Raw genomic sequence first — 12,704 nt, forward strand, 5'->3', positions numbered from 1 at the left:
CACCGCAAGTGAGGCCGGGCCAAGAGGGCTGTCATGCCGGACTTGATCCGGCATCCACCGCGAAGCGGCAACGGCCGCTGAAGTCATGGATCCCGGGTCGAGCCCGGGATGACAGCCGTTTTCCTGTGGCTGGAGCGGACAGCCTGGTTTTTCCTTTGGACACGAAATAGAAAAATATGGAGAAGAGGGTCCTTTTCAAATCCAGCTGGTTGCCCTGGGTGCTGATCGCGCCGCAGATGGCGATCATCTTGCTGTTCTTCTTCTGGCCCGCCTGGCAGGCGCTCTACCAGAGCGTGCTGCAGCAGGACGCCTTCGGCTCCAGCAGCGAATTCGTCGGCATGGCGAACTTCAAGCGGCTGTTCGACGACCCGAGCTACCTCGCCTCTTTCTACACGACGGCGATTTTCTCCGTGCTGGTCTCCGTTGGGGGACTGGCCCTTTCACTGCTGCTTGCCGTGCTCGCCAATCGGGTGATTCGCGCGGCAGGCATCTACAAGACATTGCTCATCTGGCCGTACGCGGTCGCGCCGGTCGTGGCCGGTGTGCTGTGGCTGATGATGTTTGCATCGCCCTACGGCGTGATCCGCTACGCGCTGATCGAAATGGGCTTCGAGTGGAACCACCTGCTCAACGCCAACCACGCGATGGCGCTGATCGTGATGGCCGCCATCTGGAAGCACCTCTCCTACAACTTCCTGTTCTTCCTGGCCGGCCTGCAGTCGATTCCGCATTCGCTCATCGAGGCCGCCACGATTGACGGCGCGGGCCCGTGGAAGCGCTTCTGGACCATCGTGTTCCCGCTGCTGTCGCCCACCACGTTCTTCCTGCTGGTGATCAACATCATCTACGCATTTTTCGAGACCTTCGCCATCGTCGATGCAGCCACGCACGGCGGCCCCGGCAAGGAAACGGCGATCCTGGTCTACAAGGTTTACTACGACGGCTTCAAGGCGCTCGACATCAATGGCTCGGCTGCGCAGTCGGTGATCCTGATGCTGATCGTCGGTGCACTGACGGTGTTCCAGTTCCGCTTTGTCGAGAAGAAGGTCCACTACTGACATGGTCCAGCGCACCCCCATCCTCGACTTCTTCACCCACCTGATCCTGGCGATCGGCGTGGTGGTGGTTTTCTTTCCGATCTACGTGACCTTCATCGGCTCCACGCAGACCGCGCAGCAGATTTCCACCGCGAACCCGATCTCGCTGCTGCCCGGCACCAACATCGTCGAAAGCTATCGCTTTGCCCTCTTCGGCGGCAAGACCGAAGCAGGTGCAACAGTTGCGCCAGCGCTGCCCATGATGGGCATCAGCCTGGTGAGCGCGCTCATCATCGCCATCGGCAAGATCGCGATCTCGCTGCTGTCGGCCTTCGCCATCGTCTACTTCCGCTTCCCGGCCAAGACGCTCATCTTCTGGATGGTGTTCGTCACGCTGATGCTGCCGGTGGAGGTGCGGATCGTTCCGACCTACCAGGTGATATCGGACTTCGGCATGCTCAACACGATGTCGGGACTCACGATCCCGCTCATCGCATCGGCCACGGCAACATTTTTGTTCCGGCAGTTCTTCATGACCGTGCCCGATGAACTCGTCGAGGCCGCGCGAATGGACGGCGCAGGACCGATGCGCTTCTTCAAGGATGTGCTGCTGCCGCTGTCAAAGACCTCGATGGCTGCGCTCTTCGTGATCCAGTTCATCTACGGCTGGAACCAGTACCTCTGGCCGCTGCTGGTGACCACCGACGAGAAGATGTACCCCATCGTGATGGGCATCAAGCGCCTGATCTTCGGCGAGGTCTACATCGAATGGAATGTGGTGATGGCCACTGCGATTCTCGCGATGCTGCCGCCCGCGATCGTCGTGATCCTGATGCAGAAGTGGTTCGTCAAGGGTTTGGTAGATACGGAAAAGTAATGACCTTGCGTGACAGACCAAGAAATTGCACGGCAATTTTTGCTCTGTCACCAACTGACTAAGAAAACGATGGCCTCAATCCAACTCAACAACGTCGTCAAGAAGTACGGCAAAGGCAAGGCCGAACTGCAGGTGATCCACGGCGTCAATGCCGACATCGCCGACCGCGAGTTCGTCGTCATCGTCGGACCGTCGGGCTGCGGCAAATCCACGCTGCTGCGCATGGTGGCAGGCCTGGAAGAAATCTCCGCCGGCGAAATTTCCATCGGTGGCCGCGTGGTGAACAAGCTCGAACCTGCCGAGCGCGACATCGCCATGGTGTTCCAGAACTACGCGCTGTATCCGCACATGAGCGTGTTCGACAACATGGCCTATGGGCTCAAGATCAAGAAGATGCCGATCGATGAGATCAAGGCGCGTGTCGACAAAGCCGCCGGCATTCTCGAACTCGGCCACCTGCTCGATCGCAAGCCGCGCCAGCTCTCGGGCGGCCAGCGCCAGCGCGTGGCAATGGGCCGCGCCATCGTGCGCCAGCCGCAGGTGTTTCTCTTTGACGAGCCGCTGTCCAACCTCGACGCCAAGCTGCGTGCCCAGACCCGCATCGAAATCCAGAAGCTGCACCGCGAACTGGGCATCACCTCGCTGTTCGTCACGCATGACCAGGTCGAGGCGATGACGCTTGCCCAGCGCATGATCGTGATGAACGCAGGCAACATGGAGCAGTTCGGCACACCCGAAGAGGTCTATCACACGCCAGCGACCACATTCGTGGCGAGCTTCATCGGCTCGCCGCCGATGAACCTGCTCAAGAACGCGCCCGGCGGCAAGCCCGGCCTGATCATGGGCGTGCGCCCCGAGCACCTGCACATCGGCGCGACCGGCTGGGAAGCGCGTGTCGAGACGACCGAGCTGCTCGGCGCTGAACGGCTGATCTACGCACGCGTGGGTGACGAACAGATCATCGTGCGCAGCGAAGAACATGAAGTCACGCCCGCGCCTGATTCGATCATCCATGTGGCGCCGCGCGAAGACCGCGTGCACTGGTTCGACGCGGCGACCGGCAAGCGCCTGTAGCACCATGACCGCCTGGCCCTATCCACGCTGGGTCGCCCATCGGGGCGCCGGCAAGCTCGCCCCCGAAAACACGCTGGCCGCGTTCCGGCTCGGCGCGCAGCACGGCTACCGGATGTTCGAGTGCGACGCCAAGCTGTCGTCCGATGGCGTGGTGTTTCTCATGCACGACGCGACGCTGGAGCGCACCACCAACGGCCAGGGGACCGGCGGCGATTTGCCATGGCGAGCGCTTTCGCAGCTGGATGCAGGCAGCTGGCATTCGGCGCCGTACGCGGGTGAGCCGCTGCCCACGCTGGAGAGCGTGGCCCGGTACTGCCTTGCCAATGATTACTTCCTGAACATCGAGATCAAGCCCACGCCGGGTGTCGAGGAACACACAGGCGTCATCGTCGCGCAGGAAGCGAAGCGGCTGTGGGCCGGCGCTGCGGTCCCGCCCCTGCTCACGTCTTTCCAGCCCGATTCACTCAAGGGCGCAATGGCCACGGCCCCCGAACTGCCGCGCGGCCTGCTGCTGGACCAATTGCACGAAGGCTGGCTGGAGATGGCGAAGTCGCTCGCCTGCCAGGCCATCGTCTGCAACCACAAGCTGTGGAACGAAGCCACCGTCGGGCAGGTGACGGATGCGGGCATGAAGTGCCTGACCTACACCGTGAACGACGAGACAACCGCGACGCGCCTGCTCGGCCTGGGCATCGCCGCTGTCATCACGGATCGCGTGGACCTGTTCTCGCCCGCTTGAAACCGCAGGCCCCTCGCAGGATTTCGGCCGCCCGTTGATTACGCTATAGTAAATGCATTACGCATTGTTGAATCAGAGGACTCCTATGGCCGCCGTGTTGAAACAAGGCGCCGCGCTCCCCGCGCCGGCCCCCATCCACCAGCTCCACCACTACGCATACCGCGCCAAAGACGCGGAGGAAACGCGCCATTTCTACGAGGACATCCTGGGCCTGCCGCTCTATCACATCATCCAGAGCGACCATGTGCCCAGCACCGGCGAGTACTGTCCGTACACGCACTTCTTTTTCCGGCTGCAGGACGGCTCATTCATCGCATTCTTCGACCTGGGCAACGATGAGGCCGCACTGCCATCGCCCAACACGCCACTGTGGGTCAACCACATCTCGTTTCGCGTGGATTCGCAGCAGGCGCTGCGCGACATGAAGGAGCGGTTGGAGGCACATGGCGTCGAGGTGCTGGGCATCACCGATCACCACATCTTCCACAGCATCTATTTCTTCGACCCGAACGGCGTGCGGCTGGAGCTGACTGCCCAGCTGGCCGATGAGTTCCAGATGCTGCAGGAGAGCAAGACGGCGCATGCGCGCCTGGCCGAGTGGACGGCGCGCAAGGAGCAGTGGCGCGCCGAGCGGGCGGCAGGCAAGGCGACGGGGGCCTTGAAGCCCCAGCAGAATGACCGTCCGGAGTTCGGAACCTAAATGTCATTGCGGTCTTGATCCGCAATCCATCGTCGATCAGGCACATGGCGCGAAAGACATGGATCCCGGGTCGAGCCCGGGATGACAGCCCAAGAGAGCGTGCGATAAATAAACGGAGCGGCAATGACAGGCAGCTACGCCCCAGCGGCATTGACCAACAGTTATGAGTTCGCGCAGGGCAAGGGCTATGTCCTGCCGGAGTACCCCTTCACGCCGCCTCCCGAAATCGCCAATGGCAGGACGAGCCACCACCCCATCGTGATCGTGGGCGGCGGCCTGGCGGGTCTGACGCTGGCCTGCTCGCTCGCGCACTATGGCGTGGCTTGCGTGTTGCTCGATGAAGACAACACGGTGGGCGTCAAGGGCGCGTCATCGCGCGGCATCTGCTACACGCAAAAGTCACTCGAAATCTTCCACCGGCTGGGCATCTACGAACGCATCGCGGCCAAGGGCATCCAGTGGAGTGTCGGTCGCACCTTTGCGGGCAACGACGAGGTCTATTCATTCGACCTGCGCCAGCAAGGCGGCTACAACCTGTCGAGCCAGCCGCCCTTCATCAACATCCAGCAGTTCTACATCGAGGCTTACCTGGTCGAGCGCATCCTCGGACTCGGCCATGCCGATATCCGCTGGTGCAATCGCGTCACCGGCTTCGAGCAGGACGATCAAGGCGCGACGCTGACCGTCACAACGCCTGCTGGTGACTACCGCCTGCGCGCCGACCACGTCATTGACGCCACCGGCTCCCACAGTCCGTTTCGAAAGTGGGCGGGCGCTTCGGTCACCGCGAAGAAGGGCGACGACCGCTGGTGCATCGCCGACGTGCGGTTCAGCAAGCGGCCACCGGTGGAGCGGCACACCTGGATCGAAGCGCCCTTCAATGAAAACCGCGCGGTCTGGCAGCACCTGATGGGCGATGAGGTCTGGCGCATCGACTACCAGATGGAGCCCAACGCAGACCCCGACCTGGTCAGCCGCGAAGACGTGGTGCGCGAGCGCCTGGCGCGGCAGTTCGGCGCGGATTGCGAAGTGGAAGTGGTGTGGGTCGGCCCCTACGCCTATCGCAGCGAGTGCATCGACCGGATGCACTGCGGGCGCGTGTTTTTCATGGGCGACTCGGCCAAGGTGGTCAGCCCCTTCGGTGCGCGCGGTGGCAATACCGGCATCGCCGATGCCGACAACCTGGCGTGGAAGCTGGCCGCTGTTACCCAGGGCAGGGCAACACCTGCATTGCTCGACTCGTACCACGACGAGCGCCATGAAGCGGCGCAGCAAAACGTGATGGTCACGAACCGCACATCGCGCTTCCTGCGACCCGCGCCGGGTATCGAAAAACTGTTTCGCGATGCCGCGCTCAGCCTGGCGCGGCAACACGTTTTCGCGCGGCAATTCGTCAACACCGGCCGCATGGCGATTGCGAATCCGTACACGCGCTCAGGAGCCTGTGGCCCCGGCGGTGGCGTGTCGGTGCAGAACGTGTCGCTCGCGTGGGCCGACGGCTCTGCGGGAACAATCAATGACCTCTTGCAGTGGGCCGATGGTCGCCTGTTGCTGCTTTATTTCGGGACTGCATCGCGCTTAGTGCTCGGCAAACTCAAAGCCCTTGCTGCATCGGCACCCGTGCGCTGCGTCCAGGTACTGGGTGCGAATGACCTGGCGGGCGCCATCGAGCACGTTCGCGATCCGAAAGGCCATGTCGCAGGCGCTTGCAACATGCAAGGTCCGGGCTGGGCGCTCATCCGACCCGACAGTTACCTCGCATCAACCGGCAAATCCATCGACGGCTCGCTCGTCCAGGCCGTCGCGCGGACCCTGGGGGCTTAGTGGAACTCACCATGAAAACCGAACTCAACCTGCCCGACGCCGACGCCTTCTACGAGCAATTGCTCGATGCGCACCAAGGCCTGTCGCCCGAACAATCGCAGTTACTCAATGCCCGGTTGATCTTGCTGCTGGCAAACCAGGTGGGCGAGCCGCAGGTGCTGGGTGACTGCATCGCCGCGGCGCGCAAGTTACCGGTTTTGTGAGGACCTGAACGGCCCGTTGACACGAAGGCGCAGCATGAAGAGAACGCCGGTGTCATGTATAAAGCCGTAGCAGGAAACCCTGACTTCTTGCGAAGCTGAATTCCATCTTTCGGGCTGCGTCGACGCATCCGTCACGAAACTGCCACAAAAGCTGTTCCGAGCGATTGGCTTTGTTGAAAAGTTTTGAATTTTCAGACGCCTGACCGACGCCTTTCAGCGCGATAGCCGAAAGGGGATAGCGTGCCTCATGCACCATCATGCTGAATGCGGCACTACTATGCGTGCCCCGCGCAAGCTCATCGTCGACCAGAAAGCGAACAAGTTCGCTTTCTCTCGTGGGCGTCGGTGCGCGTCCGTCATTCGGCGAACGCTCCGCCGGAGCTGCTTGCGATAACAGGAAAAGCTGCTTTTTCTGTGCAAGCAGCAACTGGCCCAGCACACGTGCGTGGACCATCAATTCATCGGCTAATCCCAGCAGCCGCACAACTTCGGGGGATTGCGCCTTCGCGCCGGGCAACGTTGAAAATACCTCGCCCATGGCGACGTTCGGAGGAATGGTAGCGCTGAGGAATTGCTTCATGGCCGAGGCGGCGGACGGGTTTGACATCAATTCAGCGGCAAATGCTTCGTCGCGCTTCATCACCTCCTGTTTCTGGGCTGGTAACTCGCCCAGGAACTCGTCCACCTCATGGAAAAACGCTTGCCTGACAGCCTCAGAGTGCACGACAAGCTTCGCCTGCATTGCGGCCCAGGTCCGCTGAGGCACCGATAGCTTACGGTAATTGCTTGACTTCTCGATTGGCCCTCCTCCAGCCTTGAGCTCTTCCTGCACCGCCCGCAAGCCGCGATCTGCGAGCTCGATGCTCGCGGAATCCATCGCTTCTTCTATCTGCGCCATGGCTCTGCAAAAATTCAGATGCTCATTTTGCAAGGCTTGCGCCATCCTCTGCTTTCGAGCAATGCGCGAGGCCAGCGAGGCCTCTGGCTCGCCCACAACTGCACGCGCCGGGACCCCGACTTTGCACAAGGACGGGTGCAGCGCGAGTTTGCGGTGGAGCTGGGTTTGAGCCTTGTCTTCTGGCGTCAACCGGCAATATGCATCTCCAAGTCTTCTGACGTTGCGTTCGAGTTGGTCGAATCCTGGCCACCGCCCGATCTCTGAAACGCCTGGTTTTGCCGCACCGCCCTTTGCAAGGTGGCGCGCCACGAACTCCACAAGAGCATTCGCATCCCCTGGTCGGGTCGATTCCTGTTTTAGATATTTTTGAAGCGGGGTCAACTCGGGTTGGGCAGCCTGGGCAATTTGCGAAGGCGCTGGTTCTTGCAAGTCGGGCGCGGGAAGGTGCACCACCAATGGTTGGACGTGAGGATCTGCTGGAGCAACTGCCTGCTGGCCACCGGCCGCGATGCCCGGCTTCTGATGCTCCGGACTTTTTTGATCCTGACGCTTGTGCTCGGGGCTCTTTTGCTCGGGCTGCCGGGCTCGCGCAACATCGTGCCGCAACGCGTGCCTCGCGTCCTGCACCTGCAGCATCAACCCCGAGGCGTTTCGCTCGTCGGCGGTGAGCTGGCCGAAGTCGCGAGCAAGTTGCTGGGTCGCTGCGTTCAACTGCGAGAATCCCACCCAGTCGGAAATGACGCGCCAGGCATCGTCGGTCAGGGGTAACAAGCGCTGCGCAAAATGGTTGACGATGAACCTGGCGAGCGCATCTGCTTCAGGTGTACGTGATTCCCAGGCCTGACGGACACGCTCTGCGGGTGACAGGCGCGGCTTTTGCGGCCTTTGCGCCTGCCGCGCCTTCTTGTCGCGCTTCCTTTGTGCGTTTGCGTCCGGCTCAAAATCGGGGCCGACTGGGGACTCATTCGCAAGCAGCTGGTGCAGTTCGAAATGGTCCTCTGCGCGGGGGGGCACAGGCTCTTCTACGGAAAATTCGGGTGCCGCTCCCGGCGGAGCAACTGCATGGTCCACCCGTGCGATCGGAGGATGCGTCTTTGGAATCAGGTTTGCCCGGGTCGCTTGCATGTCGGTGCTCCAAAATTGTCTGGACGGATTCTGTCCATGGGTACAAACGGCGTGAAGCAACCAATGGTCTGCAGAAGCGCCGCCGAAGGCCTTGATCCGGGACCTACGTAAAATCGCAGGTCCATCCATTTCAATCGGGACAAGCTTCCAGCCATTCATTGGAATCTGACCCCAATTGATTTCTCAATTGATTTCCCCCCGAATTGATTTCCATGAGCGATACGCGCCAGCAACCGGGGCTTGAAAGCCTCGCCAAATCCTTCGAACCCGCCCCCATCGAGGCCCGATGGGGTCCGCTGTGGGAAGAGCGCGGCTACGCCAGTGCCGGCTACCGGGGAACGGGCATGCCCCAACAGGGCGCACCGGCGTTCTCGATCCAGCTGCCGCCGCCCAACGTCACCGGCACGCTGCACATGGGCCATGCGTTCAACCAGACCATCATGGACAGCCTCACGCGGTACCACCGCATGCGCGGCTTCAACACGCTGTGGGTGCCGGGCACCGACCACGCAGGTATCGCCACGCAGATCGTGGTGGAGCGCCAGTTGCAGGAACAGAAGGTCTCGCGCCACGACCTGGGCCGCAAGAATTTCGTGGCCAAGGTGTGGGAGTGGAAAGAGAAATCCGGAAACATCATCACCTCGCAGATGCGCCGCATGGGCGACAGCGTCGACTGGTCGCACGAATACTTCACGATGGACGACGACCTGTCGGAAACCGTCACCGACACCTTCGTGCGCCTCTATGAACAGGGCCTGATCTATCGCGGCAAGCGGCTGGTCAACTGGGACCCGGAACTGAAAACCGCCGTGAGCGACCTCGAAGTGGAAAGCGAAGAAGAAGACGGCTTTCTCTGGCACATCCGCTATCCGCTGGTCGATGGCTCTGGCGACCTGACGGTTGCCACCACGCGGCCCGAGACCATGCTGGGCGACGTGGCCGTCATGGTCCACCCCGAAGACGAACGCTACAGGCACCTCATCGGCAAGATGGTGAAGCTGCCCCTGTGCGACCGCGAAATCCCCGTGATCGCCGACGACTATGTGGACAAGGAATTCGGCACCGGCGTGGTGAAGGTCACGCCGGCACATGATGCCAACGACTACGCGGTCGGCCAGCGCCATCAGCTACCGATGATCGGCGTGCTCACGCTCGACGCGAAGATCAACGACAACGCACCGGTGGCCTATCGCGGCATGGACCGTTTTGTTGCGCGCAAGCAGGTCGTCGCCGATCTCGATGCGCTGGGCCTGCTCGCCGAAAAGCGCAAGCACAAGCTCATGGTGCCGCGTTGCGCACGCACCGGGCAGATCGTCGAGCCCATGCTCACCGATCAATGGTTCGTTGCCACCACCAAGGTCAGCGACAAGGACCCCACCGGCAAGTCGATCGCACAGAAGGCCATCGACGCGGTGCAGTCGGGCGAGGTCAAGTTCGTTCCCGAGAACTGGGTCAACACCTACAACCAGTGGATGAACAACATCCAGGACTGGTGCATCTCGCGCCAACTGTGGTGGGGTCACCAGATTCCGGCCTGGTACGACGACTCGGGCAATGTCTATGTGGCGCGCAGCGAGCAAGACGCGATGGCGCAGGCGGGCGGCAAGCCGCTTCGCCGCGACGAGGACGTGCTCGACACCTGGTATTCGTCGGCGCTGGTTCCGTTTTCCACGCTCGACCGTGGCCATGACAAGGCCGAAGGCGAGCGCGACTACGACCTGTACCTGCCCTCGACAGTGCTGGTGACGGGTTACGAAATCATCTTCTTCTGGGTCGCCCGGATGATCATGATGACCTCGCACTTCACAGGCCGCGTGCCGTTTCGCCATGTGTACATCCACGGGATGGTGCGCGACAGCGAAGGCAAGAAGATGAGCAAGTCCGAGGGCAACGTGGTTGACCCGGTGGACCTGATACAGGGCGCAGACCTCGAGACGCTGGTGCACAAGTCCACCGTCGGATTGCGCAAGCCCGAGACCGCGCCCAAGGTCGCCGCGCGGGTGAAGAAAGAATTCCCGGACGGCATGCCTGCCTACGGCGCCGATGCATTGCGCTTCACGATGGCCAGCTACGCGAGCCTGGGCCGCAACATCAACTTCGACACCAAGCGCTGCGAGGGCTATCGCAACTTCTGCAACAAGCTGTGGAACGCGACCCGCTTCACGCTGATGAACACCGAGGGTCATGACCTGACCGAAGCCGGTGCAACGCTCACGCAGGCCGACCGCTGGATCATCTCGCGCCTGCAACGCACCGAAGCCGACGTTGCCAAGGGCTTCGCGGACTATCGCCTGGACAACGTCGCGAGCACGGTTTACCAGTTCGTCTGGGACGAGTTCTGCGACTGGTATCTGGAGATCGCCAAGGTGCAGGTGCAGACCGGTGATGAGGCGCAGCAGCGCGGCACGCGTCGCACGCTGATCCGGGTGCTCGAAGCCATCTTGCGACTCGCGCATCCGCTGATCCCTTTCATCACCGAGGAGCTGTGGCAAAAGGTTGCGCCGGTTGCAGGCAAGACCGGCGACACCATCAGCGTCGCGCCCTACCCCGAGACGAATCCCGCCAACATCGATGAGGCGGCCGAAGCGTATGTCGCCAAGCTCAAGGCTGTGGTCGACGCATCGCGCAACCTGCGAGGCGAGATGAATGTGTCGCCCAGCACGCGCATGCCGGCCTATGTGCTTGGCGACGCGGAGTTCATTCGCGCGGCAGCACCGGTGTTGCAGTCGCTTGCCAAGCTGAGCGAAGTCAAGGTGTTCGACGACGAGGCTGCCTGGGCTGCAGCGGCGCAGGCATCGCCGGTTGCCATGGCAGGCGACGCGCGCCTGAGCCTGTTCATGGAGATCGATGTCGCAGCAGAAAAGATCCGCCTGGGCAAGGAAGAAGCGCGTCTCGCAGGTGAACTGGTGAAGGCATCTGCCAAGCTGGCGAACGAGGCATTCGTTGCCAAGGCACCCCCTGCCGTGATCGAGCAGGAACGCAAGCGAATCGCCGACTTCACGGCGACGCTCGCCAAGATCAGGGATCAGCTCAAGCGGCTGGGTTGAATGGCGCGGGTGAAAGTCAGCAGTCATGGAGCGGCCTGTCATGCCGGACTCGATCCGGCATCCACCGCGAAGCGGCTAAGGCCGTCGAAGACATGGATGCCGGATCGAGTCCGGCATGACAGCCCTTTTGAATCCGCGCAGCGATCTCAGCGAATGATGAACTGAGGCTGCGGCTTGGCCGCCGGCACCGCGCCGTCAACGTCCAGGTCCATCAATGCGCTGGGCGATCGCTCGGTGCCACCTGCGCGCGATGCGGTCAGCGTTTCGTGAATCCGGTGCGCCACATACCAGCTCGCCCGCAACCTCGACTCGCGCGTGTGCGACCCCAGGCGGGGCGTGAGAAACAGGTTGGTCTTGTGGTGTAGTGGCGTGCCCTTGGACGCAAAACCCGCCTCCGCGCCGTCGAGCATGCAGGCGTCGATACGGCCGTCGTCCAGCGCTCGCGCCAAGGCGTGAGGGTCAAACAGCTGCGAGCGGCTGATGCCCACCCACAACTGACCGGGCTTGCAGTGGGCCAGCAGCTTGTCGTTGATGAAGCCCTCGTAGCGCGACGCATACATGACCTGCACCGATATCGCATCCGATTGCTGCATCAGTTCATTCAGGCTCACCGGCTGGATCTGAAGGCGCCCCCAGATCGGCGCGGTGTGGTGAATCGCCGGGTCGTAGCCGACGAGCTTGACGCCCAATGCATGGAGCATGAGTGCCAGCGTGTGCGCAGTTGGCGCGAGCCCGAAAATGCCCACCGTGCTCCCGTTGAGTTCGCGGCCCAGCGTGATCTCGGCGTGGCGCTCACCCAGCAGCGAAGAACCAATGCCGCGGCGGTACAGCAGCAGCAGGCTCGCGAGCAGGTACTCGGCGTTGGAGCGCACGTTGGCGGTGGTGGCCTGGATCACCCGCACCTTGCGCTCGCGACACGCCTCCAGGTCGGTGTTGTCCGTGCCCACATGCATTCGTGCGACGGCTTTGAGGACAGGCGCGAAATCGAGAAACTCGCGTGTGACGACCACCTTGCGAGGCAGGATGAGGGCCTGCGCGTTGTACGCGGCTTTGCGCAGGGCGCTGGGGTCGGCCGCCAGCTCGGGACGGTTGTCCACGGAGTGCCGGGCTTCGAGCCAGGCCAGTGCTTCTGGCACCAGTCGCTCGAGAAGTAAGATGTCCACCGGGTGCGTCCTTGTCT

Annotated in this window: 10 protein-coding genes; 8 read left to right on the forward strand and 2 right to left on the reverse strand. The window is 62.1% G+C overall.

From position 1 onward, the window contains the following. Positions 1 to 176: 176 nt before the first annotated feature. The 7 genes from ugpA (at position 177) to AQ12_RS06360 (ending at position 6,454) form a co-directional block, all read left to right on the forward strand. Positions 177 to 1,058 (forward strand): sn-glycerol-3-phosphate ABC transporter permease UgpA, encoded by an 882-nt coding sequence (gene ugpA / locus AQ12_RS06330; protein ID WP_048439039.1) that lies wholly within the window; start codon positions 177 to 179, stop codon positions 1,056 to 1,058. A 1-nt stretch (position 1,059) separates the two neighbouring features. Then, a complete protein-coding gene (ugpE, locus tag AQ12_RS06335; protein ID WP_048439040.1) occupies positions 1,060 to 1,914 on the forward strand; it encodes a sn-glycerol-3-phosphate ABC transporter permease UgpE in 855 nt (284 codons plus the stop codon). A 69-nt stretch (positions 1,915 to 1,983) separates the two neighbouring features. After that, complete coding sequence (ugpC, locus tag AQ12_RS06340; protein ID WP_048439041.1) at positions 1,984 to 2,988, forward strand: sn-glycerol-3-phosphate ABC transporter ATP-binding protein UgpC; 1,005 nt, start codon at positions 1,984 to 1,986, stop codon at positions 2,986 to 2,988. Positions 2,989 to 2,992: 4 nt separating this feature from the next. Then, on the forward strand, positions 2,993 to 3,727 hold the full coding sequence (gene ugpQ, locus AQ12_RS06345) for a glycerophosphodiester phosphodiesterase (protein WP_048439042.1): 735 nt from the start codon (positions 2,993 to 2,995) through the stop codon (positions 3,725 to 3,727). Positions 3,728 to 3,812: 85 nt separating this feature from the next. Then, entirely contained in the window at positions 3,813 to 4,427 is a 615-nt protein-coding gene (locus AQ12_RS06350; RefSeq protein WP_048439043.1) for a VOC family protein, read from the forward strand. A 123-nt stretch (positions 4,428 to 4,550) separates the two neighbouring features. Further along, the gene (locus AQ12_RS06355) at positions 4,551 to 6,251 is read left to right on the forward strand and encodes an FAD-dependent monooxygenase (RefSeq protein ID WP_048439044.1); all 1,701 of its coding nucleotides are present in this window, start codon (positions 4,551 to 4,553) and stop codon (positions 6,249 to 6,251) included. Positions 6,252 to 6,262: 11 nt separating this feature from the next. Continuing rightward, complete coding sequence (locus AQ12_RS06360) at positions 6,263 to 6,454, forward strand: DUF2783 domain-containing protein (protein WP_048439138.1); 192 nt, start codon at positions 6,263 to 6,265, stop codon at positions 6,452 to 6,454. 52 nt (positions 6,455 to 6,506) lie between these two features. On the opposite strand, the gene AQ12_RS06365 is transcribed toward AQ12_RS06360, so the two are convergent. Further along, entirely contained in the window at positions 6,507 to 8,636 is a 2,130-nt protein-coding gene (locus AQ12_RS06365) for a hypothetical protein (protein ID WP_152682697.1), read from the reverse strand. Between the two features lie 53 nt (positions 8,637 to 8,689). Here AQ12_RS06365 and AQ12_RS06370 point away from each other — a divergent pair, with 53 nt between their 5' ends. Further along, on the forward strand, positions 8,690 to 11,524 hold the full coding sequence (locus AQ12_RS06370; RefSeq protein WP_048439046.1) for a valine--tRNA ligase: 2,835 nt from the start codon (positions 8,690 to 8,692) through the stop codon (positions 11,522 to 11,524). A gap of 146 nt (positions 11,525 to 11,670) precedes the next feature. Here AQ12_RS06370 and AQ12_RS06375 read toward each other — a convergent pair whose 3' ends face one another. After that, positions 11,671 to 12,687: a D-isomer specific 2-hydroxyacid dehydrogenase family protein gene (locus AQ12_RS06375; protein WP_048439047.1), complete on the reverse strand. Its 1,017-nt coding sequence runs from the start codon at positions 12,685 to 12,687 to the stop codon at positions 11,671 to 11,673. Between the last annotated feature and the right edge of the window lie 17 nt (positions 12,688 to 12,704).

Origin of the sequence: Caenimonas sp. SL110 (genome assembly GCF_001044395.1) — a bacterium.
GTDB lineage: Bacteria > Pseudomonadota > Gammaproteobacteria > Burkholderiales > Burkholderiaceae_C > Ramlibacter.